17 protein-coding genes are annotated in these 21,403 nt (G+C 72.6%); 8 read left to right on the forward strand and 9 right to left on the reverse strand.

Annotation, left to right across the window (positions count from 1 at the left end):
* Nucleotides 1-114 precede the first annotated feature (114 nt).
* A complete protein-coding gene (locus ABTY56_RS04110; RefSeq protein ID WP_350626316.1) occupies nucleotides 115-318 on the forward strand; it encodes a hypothetical protein in 204 nt (67 codons plus the stop codon).
* A 126-nt stretch (nucleotides 319-444) separates the two neighbouring features.
* On the opposite strand, the gene ABTY56_RS04115 is transcribed toward ABTY56_RS04110, so the two are convergent.
* From ABTY56_RS04115 to ABTY56_RS04135, 5 genes are all read right to left on the reverse strand, one after another.
* Nucleotides 445-1,464, reverse strand: a complete 1,020-nt coding sequence (locus tag ABTY56_RS04115) for a LacI family DNA-binding transcriptional regulator (protein WP_350626318.1) — start codon at nucleotides 1,462-1,464, stop codon at nucleotides 445-447.
* 25 nt (nucleotides 1,465-1,489) lie between these two features.
* Complete coding sequence (locus ABTY56_RS04120) at nucleotides 1,490-3,205, reverse strand: glycoside hydrolase family 13 protein (RefSeq protein ID WP_350626320.1); 1,716 nt, start codon at nucleotides 3,203-3,205, stop codon at nucleotides 1,490-1,492.
* 65 nt (nucleotides 3,206-3,270) lie between these two features.
* A complete protein-coding gene (locus tag ABTY56_RS04125) occupies nucleotides 3,271-4,176 on the reverse strand; it encodes a sugar ABC transporter permease (RefSeq protein ID WP_350626322.1) in 906 nt (301 codons plus the stop codon).
* A 40-nt stretch (nucleotides 4,177-4,216) separates the two neighbouring features.
* Nucleotides 4,217-5,218 carry a carbohydrate ABC transporter permease gene (locus tag ABTY56_RS04130; protein ID WP_350626324.1) on the reverse strand — a complete coding sequence of 334 codons (1,002 nt, stop codon included), beginning with the start codon at nucleotides 5,216-5,218 and terminating at the stop codon, nucleotides 4,217-4,219.
* Nucleotides 5,219-5,376: 158 nt separating this feature from the next.
* On the reverse strand, nucleotides 5,377-6,654 hold the full coding sequence (locus ABTY56_RS04135) for an extracellular solute-binding protein (RefSeq protein ID WP_350626326.1): 1,278 nt from the start codon (nucleotides 6,652-6,654) through the stop codon (nucleotides 5,377-5,379).
* A 310-nt stretch (nucleotides 6,655-6,964) separates the two neighbouring features.
* On the opposite strand from ABTY56_RS04135, the gene ABTY56_RS04140 reads away from it, so the two are divergent.
* Complete coding sequence (locus ABTY56_RS04140; protein ID WP_350626328.1) at nucleotides 6,965-7,468, forward strand: GNAT family N-acetyltransferase; 504 nt, start codon at nucleotides 6,965-6,967, stop codon at nucleotides 7,466-7,468.
* Nucleotides 7,469-7,520: 52 nt separating this feature from the next.
* On the opposite strand, the gene ABTY56_RS04145 is transcribed toward ABTY56_RS04140, so the two are convergent.
* A complete protein-coding gene (locus ABTY56_RS04145; protein ID WP_350626330.1) occupies nucleotides 7,521-8,585 on the reverse strand; it encodes an aldose epimerase family protein in 1,065 nt (354 codons plus the stop codon).
* Between the two features lie 289 nt (nucleotides 8,586-8,874).
* Nucleotides 8,875-11,886 (reverse strand): ATP-binding protein, encoded by a 3,012-nt coding sequence (locus tag ABTY56_RS04150; RefSeq protein ID WP_350626332.1) that lies wholly within the window; start codon nucleotides 11,884-11,886, stop codon nucleotides 8,875-8,877.
* A 308-nt stretch (nucleotides 11,887-12,194) separates the two neighbouring features.
* On the opposite strand from ABTY56_RS04150, the gene ABTY56_RS04155 reads away from it, so the two are divergent.
* The 3 genes from ABTY56_RS04155 to ABTY56_RS04165 all read left to right on the forward strand — a co-directional run bounded on the left by ABTY56_RS04155 (nucleotide 12,195) and on the right by ABTY56_RS04165 (nucleotide 15,546).
* Nucleotides 12,195-13,142: a terpene synthase family protein gene (locus tag ABTY56_RS04155; protein WP_350626334.1), complete on the forward strand. Its 948-nt coding sequence runs from the start codon at nucleotides 12,195-12,197 to the stop codon at nucleotides 13,140-13,142.
* A 343-nt stretch (nucleotides 13,143-13,485) separates the two neighbouring features.
* A complete protein-coding gene (gene exaC / locus ABTY56_RS04160) occupies nucleotides 13,486-15,009 on the forward strand; it encodes an acetaldehyde dehydrogenase ExaC (protein ID WP_350626336.1) in 1,524 nt (507 codons plus the stop codon).
* A gap of 213 nt (nucleotides 15,010-15,222) precedes the next feature.
* Complete coding sequence (locus ABTY56_RS04165) at nucleotides 15,223-15,546, forward strand: nuclear transport factor 2-like protein (RefSeq protein ID WP_350626338.1); 324 nt, start codon at nucleotides 15,223-15,225, stop codon at nucleotides 15,544-15,546.
* Nucleotides 15,547-15,593: 47 nt separating this feature from the next.
* On the opposite strand, the gene ABTY56_RS04170 is transcribed toward ABTY56_RS04165, so the two are convergent.
* Nucleotides 15,594-16,814, reverse strand: a complete 1,221-nt coding sequence (locus ABTY56_RS04170; protein ID WP_350626340.1) for a serine hydrolase domain-containing protein — start codon at nucleotides 16,812-16,814, stop codon at nucleotides 15,594-15,596.
* Nucleotides 16,815-16,916: 102 nt separating this feature from the next.
* On the opposite strand from ABTY56_RS04170, the gene ABTY56_RS04175 reads away from it, so the two are divergent.
* From ABTY56_RS04175 to ABTY56_RS04185, 3 genes are all read left to right on the forward strand, one after another.
* Nucleotides 16,917-17,435: an NUDIX hydrolase gene (locus ABTY56_RS04175; RefSeq protein ID WP_350626342.1), complete on the forward strand. Its 519-nt coding sequence runs from the start codon at nucleotides 16,917-16,919 to the stop codon at nucleotides 17,433-17,435.
* 110 nt (nucleotides 17,436-17,545) lie between these two features.
* Nucleotides 17,546-18,472 (forward strand): TetR/AcrR family transcriptional regulator, encoded by a 927-nt coding sequence (locus tag ABTY56_RS04180; protein ID WP_350626344.1) that lies wholly within the window; start codon nucleotides 17,546-17,548, stop codon nucleotides 18,470-18,472.
* A gap of 175 nt (nucleotides 18,473-18,647) precedes the next feature.
* The gene (locus ABTY56_RS04185) at nucleotides 18,648-20,537 is read left to right on the forward strand and encodes a hypothetical protein (protein WP_350626346.1); all 1,890 of its coding nucleotides are present in this window, start codon (nucleotides 18,648-18,650) and stop codon (nucleotides 20,535-20,537) included.
* 73 nt (nucleotides 20,538-20,610) lie between these two features.
* Here ABTY56_RS04185 and ABTY56_RS38805 read toward each other — a convergent pair whose 3' ends face one another.
* Complete coding sequence (locus ABTY56_RS38805; RefSeq protein WP_502893022.1) at nucleotides 20,611-21,315, reverse strand: TetR/AcrR family transcriptional regulator; 705 nt, start codon at nucleotides 21,313-21,315, stop codon at nucleotides 20,611-20,613.
* Between the last annotated feature and the right edge of the window lie 88 nt (nucleotides 21,316-21,403).

Here is a 21,403-nt window from a genome sequence, read left to right on the forward strand (position 1 = left end):
CCCGCCACCCCCGGGGAGAGCCTGGTCGCTCCTCCCCGGGGGTGGCGGCGTATCCCCGTGGTGGAACCCACCCCGAACAGGCATGCTGCTGCTCTGCACCCGAGGAGGAGTCACATGGCCCAGGTCACCGTCACACTCGACGCGAACCTCGCGATCGACGCGATGATGCTCTCCGGAACCAAGAACCCGCAGGACGCCGTCGAACTGGTCCTGCGCGACTACCTGGCCCGCGGCCGCCGCACCGAGGCCCGCACCGGCGACCCGGCCGACGGCAACCGCCTCGCCCAGGAGCGCCCCACCGACGCCGAGCGCGGCTGAGCACGGCTGAACACGGCTGAGCGCTGCCAGGCACCGCCGAGCGCTGCCGAGCACGGGCAGGCACGCCGAAGGGCCCCGGAGAGCAACCGCCCTCCGGGGCCCTTCCCTTGGCCCTGCGGCCGGCGCTCAGCGCGCGCAGGCCCCGGTGGACCCGCGCATCACCAGCTCCGGCTGGAACATGAACTCGCCGCGCTGGACGGCGTTCCCGCCGACCTCCTCCAGCAGCGCGTCCACCGCCGCCGTGGCCATCGCCTCGACCGGCTGGCGGATCGTGGTCAACGGCGGCTCGGTGAAGGCGATCAGCGGCGAGTCGTCGAACCCGACCACCGACACGTCCTGCGGCACCGACAGCCCGCGCTGCCGCACCGCCCGGATCGCCCCGAGCGCCATCATGTCGCTCCCGCAGACGATCGCCGTGCAGCCCTTGTCGAGCAGCGCGCCGGCCGCCGCGTGTCCGCCCTCCACGCTGAACAACGTGTGGTGGACGAGGAGCTCGGCCTCCTCCTGGGTGCGCCCGAGCACCTCCCGCATCGCCGCCGTGAAGCCTTCTATCTTGCGCAGCACCGGCACGTACCGGCGCTGCCCGACGGCCAGCCCGATCCGCTCGTGCCCGAGTTCGGCCAGGTGCTGGACGGCCATCCACATCGCGGCCCGGTCGTCCGGCGAGATGAACGGCGCGTCGATCTTCTCGCTGAAGCCGTTGATCAGCACGAACGGCACCCCGCGCCCGGCCAGTCGCGCGTAGCGGTCGTGGTCGGCCGTGGTGTCGGCGTGCAGCCCGGAGACGAAGACGATGCCCGCCACACCCCGGTCCACCAGCATCTCCACCAGTTCGTCCTCGGTGGATCCGCCCGGCGTCTGGGTGCACAGGACCGGCGTGTAGCCGTGCCGACTGAGCGCCTGCTCGATCACCTGCGCCAGCGCGGGGAAGATCGGGTTGCTCAACTCCGGTGTGATCAGCCCGATCAGCCCGGCGCTGCGCTGGCGCAGCCGGGTCGGCCGCTCGTATCCGAGCACGTCGAGCGCCGCCAGCACCGTCTGCCGGGTGGCGGCGGAGACGTTCGCCTTGCCGTTGAGCACGCGGGAGACGGTGGCTTCGCTGACCCCCGCCTGTGCCGCGATGTCTGAGAGTCGCGCCGTAGTCACGGTCCCAGAGCCTATTGCAACCACGTCAGACCGCCCACCAGCCGGTGCTGTCCGGAGCGAGCACCGTCTCGCCGCCGTCCACCACGAGGTCGGCCGAGGCGAGCAGCAGGGCGCCCGGGGCCGCGATCCGCACCGGCTCGCCGGTGGTGTTCACGGTGCACACGAAGGACCCGCGGCGGAAGGCGAGGGTGCCCTCGGGGCCGTCCAGCCACTCGACCTCCGTGCCGGCGCCGAGGTCGGCCGTTGCCCGGCGGACGGCCAGCGCGCTGCGGTAGAGCTCCAGGGCGGAGGACGGGTCGCCGGTCTGCGCCTCGACGCTCAGCTCGGCCCAGGTGGCCGGCTGCGGCAGCCAGGACGGCCCGCCGGCCACCGGGCCGAAGCCGTACGGGGCCTCGGTGCCGGACCACGGGATCGGGACGCGGCAGCCGTCGCGGTAGCCGTCCTGTCCGGCCTGGCGGAAGAACGACGGGTCCTGGCGCACCTCGTCGGGCAGGTCGGTGACGTCGGGCAGACCGAGCTCCTCGCCCTGGTAGATGTACGCGGAGCCGGGCAGCGCGAGCATCAGCAGGGTGGCGGCGCGGGCGCGGCGCAGGCCGAGCTCGCGGTCGCCGGCGGTGCGGATCTGGGTGCCGAGGCCGGGCTCGTTGCCGAAGCGGGTGGCGTGCCGGGTGACGTCGTGGTTGGACAGCACCCAGGTGGTGGGGGCGTCGACCGGGCGCATCGAGTCGAGCGAGAGGTCGATCACCTCGCGCAGCGCGGCGGCCTCCCAGTCGGTGCCCAGGTACTGGAAGTTGAAGGCCTGGTGCAGCTCGTCGGGGCGGACGTAGTTGGCGGTGCGCTGGACGGTCGGGGTCCAGGCCTCGGCGACACCGATCCGCTGGCCCGGGTACTCGTCGAGGATCTTGCGCCAGCTGCGGTAGATCTCGTGCACGCCGTCCTGGTCGAAGAACGGCATGACGTCGTTGCCGAGCAGCTTGAGCTGGTCGGAGCCGCCGAGGTCGGGCAGGCCGGGGGCCTTGACCAGGCCGTGGGCGACGTCGATGCGGAAGCCGTCCACGCCCATGTCGAGCCAGAACCGCAGGATCGAGCGGAACTCGTCGGCGACGGCCGGGTTCTCCCAGTTGAAGTCGGGCTGCTCGGGGGCGAACAGGTGCAGGTACCAGTCGCCGGGGGTGCCGTCCGGGTTCTCGGTGCGGGTCCAGGCCGGGCCGCCGAAGATGGACTCCCAGTCGTTGGGCGGCAGTTCGCCCTTCTCGCCCTTGCCGGGGAGGAAGTGGTAGCGGTCGCGCAGCGGGGAGCCGGGGCCCTCGCGCAGGGCGCGCTGGAACCACTCGTGCTGGTCCGAGGAGTGGTTGGGGACCAGGTCGACGATGATCCGCAGCCCCAGCCCGTGGGCGTCCCGGATGAGGGCGTCGGCGTCCAGCAGGGTGCCGAACATCGGGTCCACCGCGCGGTAGTCGGCGACGTCGTAGCCGGCGTCCGCCTGCGGCGAGGCGTAGAACGGGGAGAGCCAGACGGCGTCCACGCCGAGGTCACGCAGGTACGGCAGCCGGCTGCGGATGCCGGGAAGGTCGCCCATGCCGTCGCCGTTGGAGTCGGCGAAGCTGCGCGGGTACACCTGGTAGATGACCGCGTCCCGCCACCAGTCTCTGTGCGTGCCGCCCACCGCAGGAGCCGGGGTGGCCGCCTCGTGAGCGGTGTCGGCGACAGGCCGGGAGGTGTCGGCCAGGTTCTGGGTCATGGACGGTATCCCTTGGGGATCGGAGGAGCGGGGAGCCTTGCGCGCGAGGTGTGTCGCGGCAGGCGTCACGACTTGGAGGCACCGGCGGTCAGGCCGGTGACCAGGTGGCGCTGCACCAGGTAGAAGAAGGCCGCGGACGGGATCGCGATCAGCACGGCGGTCGCGGCCATCAGGTTCCACTGGGCGTCGTGCTCGCTGACGAAGGTCTGCAGGCCGACGGCCAGCGTGTACTTGTCGGAGCTGAGCATGAACGTCGAGGCGAACGGCACCTCGGCCCAGTAGGTGAGGAAGGAGTAGAAGGCGGCGACCGCCAGGCCCGGGCGGGCGAGCGGCAGCACCAGCCGCCAGAAGGTGCCGAACGGGGTGAGCCCGTCGACCCGGCCGGCCTCGTCGATCTCCACCGGGATGGTGTCGAAGTAGCCCTTCAGCAGCCACGCGCAGTACGGCACGGTGGTGGTCGAGTAGACCAGGATCAGGCCGCTGTAGCTGTCCAGCAGGCCGAGTTCGGAGAGCATCGTGTACATCGGCACGATGAGCACCGCGATCGGGAACATCTGGGTCACCAGCAGCGACCACATCAGCGGCTTGTGCCCGGGGAACTTCATCCGGGACACGGCGTAGCCGGTGGTGGCGGCGAGCAGGACGCCGAACACGGTGGTGATGCCGGAGACCAGCAGTGCGTTGCCGAACCAGGTGAAGAAGTCGGTGTCGGACAGCACGTGCTGGTAGTTCGACAGGGTGAGCTTGTCGAAGATCTGGCCGGGGTGGAGGTAGTCGGTCTTGTCCGGGCCGAGCGAGACGAAGAGGATCCACGCGACCGGGAACAGCGCGATCAGGCTGGCCACGATCAGGGTGCCGTGGGACAGCGCCCGGGCCAGCGGGCTGCTCTCGCCGCGGCGGCGGACCTTGGCCGGCCGGGCGGCCGGGGCGGCGGTCGCCGCGGGGGCCGGGCGTTCGGTGGTGGTGCTCATCGGGGTTACCTGCCTTCGTGGGTCAACTGGGTCCGGGGCCTCAGCCGTTGGCCTGCTCGTTGCGGGCGAGCCAGCGCCGGTAGAAGGCGGTGAAGACGATCAGGATGGACAGCAGGATCACGCCGTACGCGGCGGACTGCGCGTAGTCCCGGGGGATCTGGCCGAAGCCGAGGCGGTAGGCCCAGGTGACCAGCAGCTGGGCGTCGGGCGCACCGGTGCCGAACAGCAGGAAGATGACGTTGAACTGGTTGAACGTCCAGATCACGCCGAGCAGGACGACGGTGGAGGAGACGGAGCGCAGGCCGGGCATGGTGACGTGGCGGAAGCGCTGCCAGGGGGTGGCGCCGTCCATCTCGGCGGCCTCGTAGAGCTCGGCCGGGATCGACTGCAGGCCGCCGAGCAGCGAGATCATCATGAACGGCACGCCGGCCCAGGTGTTGACCAGGATCGCGGCCGCCTTCTGCGCCCACGGGTCGGTGAGCCAGCCGGGCTCGGGCAGGTGCAGGGAGGAGAGGATCCCGTTGACGACACCGCCGTCGGAGAGCATCAGGCGCCAGGAGAAGACCGTGACGAAGGTGGGCACGGCCCAGGGCAGGATGAGCATCATCCGGTAGAAGGCGCGCCCGCGCAGCTTCTTGTTGAGCAGCAGGGCGAGGCCCAGGCCGAGGGTGTAGTGCAGGAAGACGCAGATCGCCGTCCAGGCGATGGTCCAGACGAAGTGCGACCAGAAGCGGTCGTACGAGCCGGCGCCCCACAGGATGTCGGCGTAGTTGTGGAAGCCGACGAAGTTGTAGCTGGCCGGGATCTCGTTGACGCCGATCGTGCGGGCGACGTTGAGGCTGTTGGCGTCGGTGAGGGTGAGCCAGATGCCCTCGGCGAGCGGGTAGAGCACCAGCACGCCGAGCACCAGCACGACCGGGGCGATCATCGCATAGGCGTACCAGTGCTTGGCGTAGGAGCGCTTGACGCGTTCCAGCAGGCCCGGACGCTGCTCGCGCTCCCGGCTGCCCTTGCCGGTGGCGCCCTGCACGGCGACTGACATCGTTTGCACCTTCTCGGGGGGATCTCGGGGGAGGCCGACGGCCCGGCCTGCCGGGCGGTGACGGATGACGGCGGACAACTGACAGATGATGAAATCTGTTCTCTGTTATCCGTTCGCCGTCATCCGTCAGCCGCCATCCGGCAGACCGGGCACGGGGACTACTTGGCGAAGCCCGGGAGGAGCTTGGCGTAGTCGGTGGCGACGGTGTTCAGCGCGTCCTGGGTACCGGTGCCCTGGACGGCCTTGCCCAGGTTGGTGCCGAGCGAGGCGAACAGCGAGCTGTACTCGGGCAGTTCCGGGCGCGGCTTGGCGCTGCTCAGAATGCCCTGGAAGCCGGCGATGCCCGGGTCGGCCTTGACGTCGGCGGTGAAGGCGTCGGAGCGGGTCGGCAGCGTGGAGTTCTTCTGCGCGATGAACGCCTGGCTCTCGGCCGAGGTCATGAAGGCGGCGAACTTCTCGGCGGCGGCCTTGTGGGCCTTGTCGGCACCGGCGTAGACGGCGATGTTGTGACCGCCGGTGGGGGCGCCGGCCTTGCCCGCGGAGCCGCCGGGGACGGCCGCGATGCCGAGGTTGGTCTTGTCGGCGAAGGCCGAGCCCTTGTAGATGTTGGTGATCTCCCAGGGGCCCTGGATGATCGCCGCGACCTTGCCGCTGTTGAAGGCGTCCATCATGTGCGCGTAGGCGTCGGTCGTGACGTCGGCCTTGGCGGTGCCGGGCGAGGTGAACATCGACTTGTAGGTCTCGACGGCCTTGACGGCCTCCGGCGAGGTGACGGTGATCTTCTTGCCGGCGGCGTCGACGGTGTCGGTGCCCTCGCCGAACAGGAACGGCATGGCGTAGTAGCCGTCGGCGGCCTTCAGCCAGAAGCCGTCCACGCCCGCCTTGTCCTTGACGGCGGCGGCGTCGGTCTTCAGCTCGTCCCAGGTCTTCGGAGCCTCGGTGATACCGGCCTTGGCGAACAGCTCCTTGTTGTAGAGCAGGCCCAGGGTGTCGGTGACCAGCGGGACGCCGTACAGCTTGCCCTCGTACTTGGCCTGCTGGATCAGGCTGGGCTGGAAGGCGGAGGTGTCGGCGGCGGCCGGGGTGCCGTCCAGCGGCTCCAGGTAGCCGGCCTTGGCGAAGGCGGCGGTCCAGCCGACCTCGGAGCGGAACACGTCCGGAGCGCCCTTGGCCCCCATGGCGGTCTGGAGCTTGTTCTGCGCCTGGTCGAACGGGACGTTGACGAAGTCGACCTTGATGTTCGGGTTGGCGGCCTCGAACTTCTTGACGAGCTCCTGGTAGTTCGGCGCCTCGTTGGTGGCGTTCGACGTGTCCCAGTACGTGAGGGTGACCGGCCCGTCGGCCTTGCCGTCCGAGCTGGAGCCGCTGCTGCCACAGGCAGCCATCGAGACCGCGAGGGCCACAACGAGGGCAGAGGCCGCGATGCCACGCCGCATGAGAACTCCTTGGGAGGGTGGGGGTGCCCGAGATGTTCGGAGACAGGCGCATAATGGCTGCCTCGTGCCGACCGCACCGTTGCTGCCGTCGGGCTCGGGAAGGAAGTTAACAGCGGTGAAAGATCAACGGAAAGTCCTTGCAGCAAGTTTCTGCAAGAAACGAGGATCGTTACAACCGCGTGTCCTGGACGTTGCCACACGGTAGTTGACGCCCACGTCGATTGCCCCGGTTCGTCCGTTTCGGACCGCCCCGGGGTGGCCGACGGAACCACCGTGCGTGGCTGAAAGCCGTCTGCCGCAGACTGGAGGCATGCGCATCAGGACCGTCACCGGGGACGAACTTCCGCTGCTCGCCGAGCTGGAACGGGCCGCCGGCGCCCCCTTCGCCGCGATCGGCATGGCGGAGATCGCCGAGGACGAGCCCCCGACTCCGGAGGAGCTGGCGCACTTCCTGGAACGGGGCGTCGCCCTGGCCGCCGAGACCCCCGACGGCGCGATCGCCGCCTACCTGCTGGCCGAGCCGGTGGACGGCGCGCTGCACATCGAGCAGGTCTCCGTCCACCCCGACCACGCCCGCCGCGGCATCGGCCGGGCGCTGATCGAGCACCTCGCCGGGACCACCGACGCCCCGGCACTCACCCTGACCACGTTCGCCGAGGTGCCCTGGAACGCCCCCTACTACGCGCGCTGCGGCTTCCGCCCGCTGAGCGACGCCGAGGTCACCCCGGGCCTGCGCGAGATCCGGCGCCGGGAGGCCGAGCACGGCCTGGACCGCTGGCCCCGGCTCTGCATGCGCCGGGACCTGCGGCCGTGACCGCAGCCGTGGCTGTGGCTGTGGCTGTGGCCGTGGCTGTGACCCTGACGGGTTAGTTCGTCCCCAGCCGCAGCACGGTCGTGGAGCGGAACTCCTCCCCCGGCCGCAGCACCGTGCTCGGGAACGCCGGGTGGTGCGGGGAGTCCGGGAAGTGCTGGGTCTCCAGCGCGACCCCGGCGAACGGCCCGTACGGGACGCCGCTCGCGCCGGTGACCGCGCCCTGGAACTTGTTCGCCGTGTAGACCTGGATACCCGGCTCGGTGGTCAGTACCTCCAGCGTGCGGCCGCTGACCGGGTCCTCCAGCAGCGCCGCCCGCGCCGGGCTGCCGTCCGCGGGCCGGGCCCGCAGCACCCAGTTGTGGTCGTACCCGCCGGGCCCGACCAGCTGCGGGTGCCGGTCGTGCACCGACTTGCCGATCGGCGTGGCCGCCGTGAAGTCGAACGGCGTGCCGGCCACCGGCTCCGTCCGCCCGGTCGGGATCTGCCGCTCGTCGGCCGGGGTGTACTCGTCGGCGTCCAGGGTCAGCAGGTGGCCGAGGACGTCGCCGCTGCCTTCACCCGCGAGGTTGAAGTACGCGTGGTTGGTCAGGTTGACGACGGTCGGCTTGGTGGTCACCGCGCGGTAGGCGATCACCAGCTCGCCGGAGGCGTCCAGCGTGTAGTCGACGGTGACGTCCAGGGCGCCGGGGAAGCCCTGGTCCCCGTCCGGGCTGTGCAGTCGCAGCCGCACCCCGCCCTCGACCGGCTCGGCCTCCCACATCCGGTGCGCGAAGCCGTCCGGCCCGCCGTGGAGGGTCATGCCGCCGCCGGTGGGAGCGAGCGGGTGCTCCTCGCCGTCGACGGGGACCGACGAGCGGTCGATCCGGTTGGCGTACCGGCCCACCACCGTGCCGTAGTGCCGGGCCGGACCCAGGATTTGCGCCAACTCGTCGCTGGAGAGCAGCAGTTGCGCGACGCGACCGGAGCGGTCCGGTGCGCTCAGGGTGTGCAGGGTGGCACCGAGGGTCAGCACGGTCGCCTCGTACGGACCGGCCGTGAGCGTCCAGCGCTCGATCGCGGCGCCCGCTCCCGAGGGTTCGAGGGGTGCGTGTCGCACACTGGTGGCCTCGCTCGCCATGGCCTGCTCCTCACTGTCGGCCGGAGCGCTCCGCGCCCGCCCGCTTCCTGGTCCGTCGAGGGGTGCCTCGGCAGCCCCGTCCCCGTCAGCCTATCGACGGCGGCGGCCACCCGGGCGCACCGGCGGGCGACGCGCGCCGCCCTTGCGCTGCAGCCGCCCTGACGGGGCGCCACCGCTGCCACCACCATCCACCGCTGCCGCCACCACCACGGCCACGGCCGCCGCCACCGGCCCCGCCGCACGAGTGACCCCGCCGCTCGAGAGGCCGGGCCCCGCGCGACACCGACCCCTACTCCTCGTCCTCCGGCCGGCTCGCCTCCCGCTGCTGCTGCGGCAGCCCGAGCGCCGAGGCCAGCCCGTCCGGCCCGCTCCCCGCCTTGCGGTAGACGGCCGCCAGCCGCCTGTTCACCAGGCTGATGTGCAGGCCGAGCTCCTCGGCGATGCGCTGCGGCGGAAGGCCCTGCACCGCCTGCCGGGCGACCTCAAGTTCGGGGCCGCTGAGCGTGTCCAGGGTGTCCCGGAAGTCGCGCAGCCCGAGCCGGTTGGGCCGCAGGCCGTAGTTGGCCAGCTCCCGCCGCGCCTGTTCGACCAGCCCCTCCGCCGAGCAGTGCTGGGCCAGTTCGATGCCCTGGTACAGGTACTCCTGGGCGTCCTCCAGCCGCCCGACCCGGCGCAGCGCGGCCCCGAGGTCGACCAGCGCGACGGCGTGTTCGTAGCCGGCCGGGGACTGCCCGAGGTGCATCACGGCCTGCTCCAGCAGCTCGACCGCCTGCTGGCCGTCCTCGACGTGCGCCTGCAGCCGTAGCGCGCTGCCGATCGCCGAGGCGGTGCCGAAGGTGTGGGCGTGCCGGACGGCCGTCTGGGCGTACTCGCGGGCGCGCTCGGGCTCGTCGTCCGCGATCGCGACGGCGAGGTGGCCGGCCCAGGGCGCCCAGACGGTGTTGCGCCAGCCGCGGACCTCCAGCTGGGTGCCGGCCTCGGTGAGCGCGGCGGCCGCGCCCGCGTGCCGGCCCTTGGCGATCAGCAGCTTCCCGTACAGCGAGGCCGCGTCCGGCAGCACCATGGCGGTCGCGTGGTACGGCGGGTGGAAGCCGAAGTCGTTGGCCAGCTCCCAGGCCTCGTCGACCCGGCCGCGGGCGATCAGGGTGTCCACCAGGACGCCGACCGCGTCCCAGGCCAGCGGCAGCTTCTGTCCGATCCGCTCGGAGATGCGGTACGCGCGGCGCAGAAAGTCCTCGGCCTCGGCGAGCAGGCCGCGGCGGAACCGGGCCAGCCCCATCAGGAAGTACGCGAAGCCCCGGTGGGCTCCGCTCCAACCGGCCACCTCGAACTGGATGATGGCGTCGGCGGCCAGCCGCTCGGCCTGGGCGACGCGGTCGTTGTAAATGTACGTGAGACCGAGCATCGAGGGCAGTTCGAAGCCCCAGGTGGTGTCGGTCCAGCCGAGGCCCTTGGGCAGCCGGCCGCCGTCGAGCACCCGGTCGGCGAGGGCGAGCGCGTCGGCGGAGGGGGCGCCGCGCAGGGTGAGGTCCCAGGCCCGCATGGCGAGCACGGCCCGGTCGGCGGCTTCCTGGCCGGTCAGGCTTCCGCACATCGCGCCGAGCCGGGCGGAGCGGCCGGGGCCGTCCTCCTCGGACTTGCGGAAGGCGTGCCACATGAACGAGGCGGCCTGCAGCCGCTGTCGCCCGGCCGGGTCGTCGGTCTGCTGCGCCTCGTCCTGGCAGACCAGGGCGGCCTGGCGCAGCTCGCCGCTGTGCGCGAGCACCTCGGAGAGCCGGAAGGTGGCGTCCACCCGCAGTTCGGGGCGCAGCGGCACCTCGTCCGGGTCGAGGGCGAGCCTGAGCTGGTTGACGGTGGCGACGGGGTCGGTGAGCAGGGCGGAGCAGCCGAGTTCGTACAGCACCTCGGCCTTGATCTCGTCGGCGGGCGGCTCGTTGAGCGCGCGGTGCAGACAGCGTTGGGCGGCCTCGGGGGCGCCGATCAGCTGGTGTTCGACGGCGGCGCGGCGCAGTTTCTTGACGATCCGGTCGTCGCCCTCGCCGGAGTGGGTCTCCACCAGGTGGCGGGAGGCGGCGAGCAGACCGAGCCCGGCGTTCTCGATCTCGACGGCGGCGATGCCGTGCATGCCGAGGCGGGTGGCGTCCGGCATGGTGTTGTAGATCGAACTGGCGATCAGCGGGTGGACGAATTCGAGGTTCCCGTTGGGGGCCTGGGTGAGCACGCGTTGCTTGCGCAGCTGCTTGATGGAGTCGCGGGCGCCCTCGGTGCTCTGGGTGGAGATCCGGGTGGCGAGGTCGACCCTGATGTCGGTGCCCAGCATGGCGCAGGCCCAGGCGAAGCGCAGGGTGCTGGCGCCGAGCCGGTCCAGCCACGTCTTGAGGGTCATCCCGGTGGCGTCGACGGCGAGTTCGCGCAGCTGTCGGGAGTTCTCCTCGACCGGTTCGAGCTCCTGGTCGCGGACCTGGTCGAGGAGGGCGACGACCTCGAAGGGGTTGCCGTTGACGACGTTCCAGAACTCGTAGCAGAAGGCGTCCTCGGCCCTGTCGCCGAGTTCGGCGCGGATCATGTCGGTGACGGAGCTGAGGTTGAGCCGGTTGAGCTCGTGCTTGCGGCCCTTGAGGCCGATGATGTCCCGGCGGAACTCCTGGGTCACGGTGGGCCAGTCGTTCTCGTCCTCGCGGAAGGCGAAGACCAGCAGGACGGGCAGTTCGCTGGAGCGGACGGCGAACTTGGCGAGCCAGGAGAGGGATTCCGCGTCGGCCCAGTGCAGGTCGTCGACGATCATCACCATCGGCGCTCGGCGCGGTGCGAGCTGGGTGAGGACGTAGTCGAGGCCGTCGCGCACGCCCTGCGGGTCGAGGCGGCGGGCGCCGGCCTTGGGCTGCTTGAGGCCCATGGCCGGTCCGACGACCTCCTCCCAGGTGCCCATGACCTGGCGGAACACGTCCGCCGACAGGTCGCTGAGCACCGGCTGGAGCAGCTGGCGCAGCACGTGGTACGGCTCCTTGAACTGCCGTTCGCCGCCTCGGGCGAACAGCACGGTGGCGCCGTCGCGCAGCTTGGCGATCCGTCGGACCTCGTGCAGCAGGCTGGTCTTGCCGATGCCGGGGCGGCCGGAGAAGGCGAGCAGGTCACCGATCTCGGTGCCACCGGCGGCGAATTCGCGGCAGAGCCGGTCGACGGCGTTCTCCACCGAGCGCAGTTCGGCGTCCCGGTCGCGCAGTCGGATGCGGGGCGCGGTACCGTCGCCGTCGCGCCCGGAACCGGCTCCCGCCCGAAGTTCGTTCTCCTGCTCGGTCACCGTCGCGCCTCCGCCTCGCCCGATCGCGTCACAGCTCCATCACTGCGTGGAGCCGAGGTTAGCGCTGCGTGGGCCTCACTGTGCGCCATTCGTGCAGGCTGGGACGGACGGTGAGGGTTCGGCGAGCTTGCCAAGGGCAATTGCCCTATATCCCTAACGTCCGATCATTGCATCAGATACCCTACGGCCCTCAGGCAAAGATGATCTTGCGAACCCCACCCTCACCATCTCGGCCTCTCCGTGTCAACTCCCCCCACAGACAGTGCTCGAACACAAGCGCCCCCACCCTCCGCTGCACCGGGAGTCCGATGTCTGACGACACCTCACTTCAGATCCCGTTCCCGCACCGCCGCAGTCCGCACGGCCCGCACGCCACCGCGCTGCACCGCGACTGGCTCATCCGCCACCCCCTGCTGCCCGACGCCGACCACCCGGGCTACGCGCACTGGGAGGTGGTGGACCTCGCCGCGCTGGGCTACCCCGACGCCGGACCGGACGAACTCGCCCTGGCTGCCGACCTGATGGGCTTCTACTTCCTCTTCGACGACCAGTTCGACGGCCCGCTCGGCCGCCGCCCCTCGGAAGTCGCTCCGATCTGCGAACGCCTGATCGCCGTCCTGCACGGTGCCCGCCCCGACCAGGGCTCCGCGGTCGAGGCCGCCTTCGCCGACCTGTGGAGCCGCAGCATGCAGGGCATGCCCGCGCGCTGGCAGGCGCGCGCCGCGTACAACTGGGAGTACTACCTGGCCAGTCACCCGGCCGAGGCGGCCGGCCGGATCTCCACCCGGCCCCCGGACCGGGACGGCTACCTGGAGCTCAGACGGGGCACCGCGGCGATGGAGACCATCTTCGACATGGTCGAACGCATCGGCCTGTTCGAGGTCCCGGCCGCCGTCCTGCACCACCCGGTGCTCCGTCAACTCCGCCAGCTGGCAGCCGACATACCGTCGCTCAGCAACGACGTCCGGTCCTACCCGCTGGAGGCGCCGCGCGGGGACGTCAACAACCTGGTCATGATCGTCCAGCGCGAGCGCCGCTGCTCGGCCGAGGAAGCGTGCGCGGCGGTCATCGCGGAGGCCCAGCTGATGGTCGAGCGCTGCGCCGAGCTGCACGAACGACTCCCCGACGTCTACCGCGAGTTGGGCCTGTCCCGGATAGAGCGCGCGATCGCCCAGCGGTACGCGGACGGGCTGCTCACCTGGCTGGCGGGCTACCTCAGCTGGGAGGCCCGCACCGGCCGGTACCACGCGGTCTGACACCCGCCCGCCGGGCTCCCGGCCGCACGCCCGCCGGAGGACGGCCACCACACCCGCCCCTACCGAGCACGCCGAGGCGAACGACCGCGCCGACGCCCGCGGTCGCGCCGACCGCGCCCGCCAGAACGGCCGGAACGCCCACCCTCCGTACGAACCGGGCGTACGGACCGTAGCCGCACCGCGCGCCCGGCGGTTATCGTGCTCGACGGCGGGCGCCCCAGGGCGCCCGGCCCGTGTGCGTGTCCTTACCCTCCCGCCGGGCCGCCCCGACCGGGCGGTCCGGCGCGCCGCCCCAGGCCGTACGGTCCGGGCGGCGCCCGACGTCGCGAGGAGACACCAGAGCATGACGGTCTACCAGCCCCCCGGCGCGCCCGGCAGCATCGTCGCCTACCGGTCCCGGTACGAGCACTGGATCGGTGGCGGATGGACGCCCCCGGTGCGCGGCGAGTACTTCGGCGATCCGACCCCGGTCACCGGCGAGGTGTTCACCGAGGTCGCCCGCGGCACCGCCGAGGACATCGAGGCCGCCCTGGACGCGGCCCACGCCGCCGCACCCGCCTGGGGCCGCACCCCGGCCGCCGAGCGGGCCCAGGTGCTGCTGCGGGTCGCCGACCGGATGGAAGCCAACCTGGAGCGGCTGGCCGTCGCGGAGAGCTGGGAGAACGGCAAGCCGGTGCGCGAGACGCTGGCCGCCGACCTCCCGCTCGCCATCGACCACCTGCGCTACTTCGCCGGTGCGCTGCGGGCCCAGGAGGGCAGCCTCTCCCAGCTGGACGAGGACACTGTGGCGTACCACTTCCACGAGCCGCTGGGTGTGGTCGGACAGATCATCCCGTGGAACTTCCCGATCCTGATGGCGATCTGGAAGCTGGCCCCGGCGCTCGCGGCCGGCAACGCGGTGGTGCTCAAGCCCGCCGAGCAGACCCCGGCCTCCGTGCTGCTGCTCGCCGAGCTCACCGCCGACCTGCTGCCGCCCGGCGTGCTCAACATCGTCACCGGCTTCGGCGAGGAGGCCGGCGCCCCGCTCTCCGCCAGCCCGCGGATCCGCAAGCTCGCCTTCACCGGCGAGACCTCCACCGGTCGGCTGATCTCCCGCGCGGCGGCCGACAACCTGATCCCGGTCAGCCTGGAGCTCGGCGGCAAGAGCCCCAACGTGTTCTTCGCGGACGTCGCCGACGCCTCGGACGCCTTCTACGACAAGGCCATCGAGGGCTTCGCGATGTTCGCCCTCAACCAGGGCGAGGTCTGCACCTGCCCGAGCCGGGCGCTGATCGACTCCTCGATCTACGAGCGTCTGCTCGCCGACGGCCTGCAGCGGGTGCGCGCGATGCGCCAGGGCGACCCGCTGGACACCGAGACGCAGGTCGGCGCCCAGGCCAGCGCCGAACAGCTGAAGAAGATCCTGTCCTACTTCGAGATCGGCCAGGCCGAGGGCGCCAAGGTCCTCACCGGCGGAGAGCGCGCCGACCTCGGCGGCGCCCTGGCCGGCGGGTACTACGTGACGCCCACCGTGTTCGAGGGCGACAACTCGATGCGGGTCTTCCAGGAGGAGATCTTCGGCCCGGTCGTCTCGGTGACCCGCTTCGACGGCTTCGACCAGGCGGTCGCGCTCGCCAACGACACGCAGTACGGGCTCGGCGCGGGCGTGTGGACCCGCAGCCTCAGCACCGCCCACCGGGCCGGACGCGCCATCCAGGCGGGCCGGGTCTGGACCAACTGCTACCACGCCTACCCCGCCCACGCGGCCTTCGGCGGCTACAAGAACTCCGGCATCGGACGGGAGAACCACAAGGCGCTGCTGGAGCACTACCAGCAGACCAAGAACCTGCTGGTCAGCTACTCCCCCGACGCGGTCGGGTTCTTCTAGGCCGAAAGGCGGAGCGGGAGACCGGTCCCGGTCTCCCGCTCCACCGCCACTCCCCGCGGCGGGCTTTCCGGGCAATCTGGGCAAATCGCCTGGTTCGGGATCTAAGCACATGAATCCTGCCATTTTCCCGACGCGCCGCCGACATGCCCGGACGGACCCCGCGAACGCCTTAGAACAGGACTCCCCGACACCCCTCACCTCCGGGAGTCCCGCATGACCATCGCCGTCTCCAAGCTCTCCGACCCGGCCGTCCGCGGCTTCGTCACCGCGATCAACGCGGGCGACCGCGCGGCCTTCCAGGCCGTCCTCGCCCCCGACGCGACCATGTCCGACGACGGCTCCGACCGCGACCTGGCGGACTGGACGGAGCGCGAGATCTTCGGTGCCGGCGGCCGGATGGCCGTCCAGACCGAGTCGGACGGCGGCCACGCACTGGTCGCCAACTTCACCAACGACACCTGGGGCGAGATGCGCACCGCATGGCGCTTCACCATCGACGGCGGCAGGATCAGCCGCTTCGAGACCGGCCAGGCCTAGCCGGACGGGCCCCTGGGCGGACGGGCCCCTGAGCCGGACCGCCGGGGTCAGGACAGCCCCAGGCACCCCCGCACCGCGCGGATCAGGTTCCGCGAGCGGACGTCCCCGGTGACGCCCGGCTGCATGCCGTTGGTGACGTAACCGAAGCCCAGCCCCAGCTCCGGGTCGGCGAAGCCCAGCGAACCGCCCCGCCCCGGGTGCCCGAAGCTCGCCGGGGAGGCCATCGGCGCGGTCGGGCCGTGCCGCCAGAAGCCCAGGCCGAAGGTGGAGTTGACGATCAGCACCCGGTCCGGCCCGCTCACCGCCGGCCCGACCGCGCGGGCCAGCACCTCCGGTCCGAGCAGCGGCGGCAGCAGCTCGCCGGAGCCGTCAGGGCGGTCCGCCGCGCCGATCAGCGCCGCGTAGAACCGGGCCAGCGAACGGGCGGTGCCGATGCCCCCGGCTCCGGGGATCTCGGCGGCCTGCACCGCCGGGTCGTTGAGGTCCACCCCGGGACGCACCGAGGCGAAGGCCCGCGCGGTCAGCGAGTCCGGGTCCTGGTAGGCGTCCCGGACGGACTGCTTGGGCCGCAGCCGCAGCCCGCTCGGGCCGGTCCGGGCCGCCTCCGGGGCGGGCAGGTCGACGAGCTTGCCGACCCGCGGCGCCGCCCCGGCGGGCAGCCCGATCCACAGGTCCAGCCCGAGCGGCCGGGCGATCTCCTCGGCGAAGTACTGCCCGATCGTCCGGTCGCTCACCCGCCGCACCACCTCGCCGACCAGCCAGCCGAAGGTGTACGGGTGGTAGCCGTGCGCCGTACCGGGCTCCCACGCGGGCGCCTGCGCGGCGACGGCGGCCGCCGCGCGCTCCCAGGTGAGCACGTCCTCCAGCCGCAGCGGCACGTCCAGCGCGGGCACCCCCACCTGGTGCGAGAGCAGCCAGCGCACCGGCACCCCGCCCTTGCCGCCCGCCGCGAACTCCGGCCAGTACGAGGCCACCGGCGCGTCCAGGTCCAACAGCCCGCGTTCGGCGGCCAGCAGCGCGGTGGTCGCGGTCAGGCCCTTGGTGACCGAGCGCAGCACCTGCGCGGTGTCCGCCGTCCACGGCACCGCCGGCGCGGGCCGCCCACCGACCTCGGGCCGTGCGTCGCCGCCCCACAGGTCGACCACCTTGCGGCCGTGCACGTACAGCGCGAAGGCCGCGCCCAGTTCGCCGTAGTCGACGAAGTTCCGCGCGAACGCCGCCCGCACGGGCTCGAACCCCTCGGCCGTCTCGCCCCAGATCTCCACCACCGCGCGCCGCCTTCAGCCCGTTCCGATCGCCACCGTGCGCCCGCGTTCGAAAGTTCGTGAGAGTCCGTTCGAACCGGGCCCCGAAACCCTAACCTGTTCGTCATGACCAACCCTGCCGAAGAACTGCTGGACATCGTCGACGAGCACGACCTGGTGATCGGAACCGCCCTGCGCGGCGAGGTCTACCGGCGCGGCCTGACGCACCGCTGCGTCTTCATCCTGGTCCGCGACCCGGCCGGCCGGATCTTCGTCCACCGCCGCACCGACACCAAGCTGTTCGCCCCCGGCGCGTACGACATGTTCGTCGGTGGCGTCGTCGGCTCCGGCGAGACCTACGCCGACGCCGCCGTCCGCGAAGCCGAGGAGGAGCTCGGCGTCCACGGCATCGCCCCGCGCCCGATGTTCAAGTTCCACTACCGGGAGCCCGACGGCGGCAAGCTCAACTGGTGGTGCGACATGTACGAGGCCGAGTGGGACGGCCCGGTCAGCCCGCAGGAGTCCGAGGTCGCCTGGCACGCCTGGCTCACCCCCGACGAGCTCGCCGAACGGCTCACCCGCGACACCTTCGTCCCCGACGGCCGCGAGGCCTACCGCCGCTACCTGGACCTCCGGACCGCCTAGGCCGCCGGACCGCACGGGCCGCACGGGCCGCAGCACCGCACGGGCCGCAGCACCGAACGGGCCACCGGACCGCATGGGCCGCCGGACCACCGCCGGATAGGGTGACGCGCATGGCCTCCCGTACGCCGTCCCCGACGGCCGACCGCGCAGCACGGACCTCCGCACCCGGCCGGGCGGCGACAGGTGAACGGCCCCGCCGACGGCTGAGCGTGGACGAGCGGCGGGAGCAGCTGATCGCCGTGGCACTGGAGCTGTTCAGCCGGCGGGCGCCGGAGGAGGTGTCGATCGACGACATCGCCGCCGCCGCGGGCGCCTCCCGGCCGCTGGTGTACCACTACTTCCCCGGCAAGCAGGCGCTGTACGAGGAGTCGCTGCGGCGGGCCGGCCGGGAGCTGGCCGCCCGCTTCGAGGAGCCCATGGAGGGTCCGCTGTCCGAGCGGCTCCACCGGGTGATGGGCCGCTACCTGGACTTCGTCCAGAGCCACGGGCCCGGCTTCGCGGCGCTGCTGCGGGGCGGCTCGGTGGCGGCCAGCGCGGGCACCTCGGCGGTGATCGACGACGTGCGTCGGGCCGCCCAGGAACAGATCCTTGCCCACCTCGCGCTCCCCTCGCCCAGCCCCGGACTTCGGCTGACCGTGCGCGCCTGGATCGCCAACGCCGAGATCACCTCACTGGAGTGGCTGGGCGAGCGCTCGGTGCCGCTGGAGGAGCTCCAGCTGCACCTGGTGCAGGAGTTCGTCGCGGCGCTCACCCTCACCGCCGCCCGGGAGCCGGCGCTCGCCGCCGAACTGGCCTCCTTCTTCGCCGCCGAGCGTCCGGACGGCCCGACCGGGCGCCTGGTGCAGGACCTCGCCGGGCTGTTCGCCGTCCCGGGGATCCTCAACGCGGTCACCGCGCTCGCCACCGGAGCGCCGGCCGAGGCCCCGGCCGACGCGCCCGCCGAAGCACCCGCCGAGGCACCCGAGCCGCCGTCGACGGCCCCCGTCCCCGAGGACGGGCCGGAGGACGGGCCGGAGGACGGGACCGCCACCGATTGACCGCCGAAGCGGTGGTCACCGCGCTGGTCCGAGTGATCATCGGGTCATCCTGCGGTTCGGTCAGGACGGCGGGCTCTGATAGGAATGGGCAGGGATCTGACGGAGCGCCGCCGCGGCGGTCCCGGTCCCACCCGAACCACCGACGGCAGACGGAGCAGAGCGGGGGGCTCACCAGTTGACCCAGGACGTCCAGTTCAGTGCGGAGGCCAACCCCTTCGCGGCAGCCGAGCAGGTCTGTGCAACCCTCGGCACGCTCACCGACGCCCTCTTCGACGAGCACACCTCGCGCCACCCGGCAGCCTCGCTGAGCGCGCTGCGCACGAGCGCGCACCCCGCCGCCGAGGCGCTGTTCGGCCTGCCGCTCGCCCCCAACGGCCCGGTGCACACCGCCCTCGACCGGCTCGGCACGGTGATCACCGCCGGCTCCGCCCGTCCCGGCACCGGTGCGCGGATCGCCGACCGGGTCATCGACGCCCTGCAGTCCCGCTACGGCCGCGGACCGGTGCGCGGCGCCATCGCCGACCGGGGCACCACCTCGGCCGCGCTGTTCCAACTGCCGGTCACCGGCGAGTTCGCCGACGCCAAGCTGCGCCCGCCGTTCGCCCCGGCGCTGGCCGCGCTGGCGGCCGGGCAGCAGACCCGGCAGCCGGTCGAGCTGCCCACCGGCGCGGGGGCCGAGGTCCGGCTGGTCGTCCCGCCCGGCTTCCACCCGCTGACCTCCCCCGGCGGTCCCCCCGGCGTCTCCGCCCGTGCGGTGCCGCTGCTGCCCGCCGACTCGGACCCGGCCGACCGGGCCGACCCGGCCACCGTGGCGGCGGCCGCGGAGCTGTCCGGACACCTGGCGGAGGTCGCCGAGGAACTGTTCAGCGCCACGGGCACCGAAGCGCGCCGCGACTTCGCGGTGGTCTCCGCCACCCTGGCCGACCTGATCCACGACGCGGGCGTCGCGTACGCGGGCGTCTGCGCCCTGCGGCTCGACGACCGCACCTCGGACGCCGCCCTCGTCATCTCCCTCACCCGGCACCCGCTGCCGATCACCGCGCTCGCCACCGAGCTGGCCACCGTCCGGCGGCACGCCGAGGTGTGGACGGTGCTGCTGCCGGCCGGACCGGCCGCCGTCCTGGTCGAGGGACGGACCGTCCCGGTGCCCGGATCGCTGGCGGCCGACGGGCAGCGGCGCTGGGTGGTCACCTCGGCGGTCGAGGCCTTCGTCCCGCTGCCGGACGGCGCGACCGTGCTGTGCGCCCAGCTGTCCACGGCACGGCCGGAGGACTGGGAGCTGTACACCGAGGCGTTCGCGGAGCTGTTGAAGAGCATCCAGTTCGGGTGGGACGGCGAGCCCGCCCCGACCGCAGCCGCGGCTGGTGGGGCGCCTGCTGTCGCGCCTGCTGTCGTTCCGACGACCGCTCCCGCCCAGGTGCCTGCCCAGGCGCCGGTCCAGGCGCCGGCCGCCGTTCCCGTCGAGGTGGAACGGGTGGAACGGGTGGAACAGCGGCCGGCGGACGAGCCGACGGAGGTGCCGGTGCACCTGCGCGGCACGCCGGTGCGCGTCCCGCCCGCGGACTTCAATCCCTTCGCGCCGGTCGCCGAGTCGGCCACCGCCGAGGCCGAGCAGACCGCGGACGACCGTCCGAAGGGCACCCCGGTCATGATCCCGCCGCCGGACTTCGATCCCTTCGCCCCGGAGGCCCTTCCGGGTCCGTCGGGCAACGCGCCGACCGCCCAGCCCGCGGGCGCGCCCGCGGCCGCCGACCCGTTCGGTACGACGGTCGCGGCCGAGCAGAAGAGCGATCCGTTCGGCACCACCCTCGCTTCGCAGGGCCCGGCCGTCCCGCCGCCGCCGTCGACCCCGCCGGTCGTCCCGGCACCCGTCGTGGCCGCCGCGACCGCCCCGGCCGCGACCGGGGGCGAGGAGGAAGCGCCCCGCAAGGGCACGCCGGTCATGATCCCGCCGCCGGACTTCGACCCCTTCGCCCCGGAGACCCTCCCGGCTCCCGCGCCGGTGGAGGCGGCGAAGCCCGCGGCGGAGGAGAACGCGGTGCCGGAGCACCGGCCGTTCGGCTGAGCAGGTAGCCGGTAACAGCTGACAGATTTCAGATTTCGTTCGCTGAAATCTGTCAGCTGTCGGCTGTCAGCTGTTACCTGTCGCCCGTCACCCGCCGACCGTCAGCCGCCCCCTCCGCACGCACGCCGCCGCACGCGCGACGCCGCTCGATCACCGCCTCGATCCCGTCCAGCATCCGCGCCATCCCGAACTCGAACAGCGCCTCCAGGCTCAGGTCGAGCTCCGGCCCCCGGTTCATCGCGTCGAACATCGGGAACCGCTCCGGGTCCGACATCAGCCGATCGTGGTCCTCGTCGCCCAGGCGCTCCATCCACTCGTCGGCGGACAGCCCGCTGTCCTGCTCGGCCTGCGCCTCCCGCTCGAAGTGGACCGCCAACCCGCACACGAACGCCGCCAGCGCGACGGAGGCCTGGGCGACCTCCTCCCAGCTCAGTCCCAGCCCGGACAACGCGGCCATCGACCGCTCGGTGTGCAGGGCCGCGTCCGGCGCCAGCACCGGCCGGGTGAAGGACATCGTGGACGCCAGCCACGGGTGCCGCCGGTAGATCCGCCACTGCAGTCGTGCGATCGCCTCCAGGCCCTCCCGCCAGTGCGACACGGGCGGTTGGGGCAGCGGCTGCTCGCCGAAGGCCACGTCGATCATGAGCCGCAGCAACTCGTCCTTGCCCGGCACATGCCGGTAGAGCGACATCGTCGCGACCCCGAGGTCCGTCGCGACCCGGCGCATGGACAGCGCCGCCAGCCCCTCCGCGTCCGCCACCCGGACGGCCGTCGCCACGATCCGCTCCCGGGTGAGCTCGCGGTCACCGCCGGCCCGCGCCCGCCTGACCCCGGGCGCCGCCGACGCCCCCGACGTGCCCGGTGTC

It is taken from the genome of Kitasatospora sp. NPDC097691, from assembly GCF_040302665.1.
In the GTDB taxonomy this organism is placed as follows: Bacteria; Actinomycetota; Actinomycetes; order Streptomycetales; family Streptomycetaceae; genus Kitasatospora.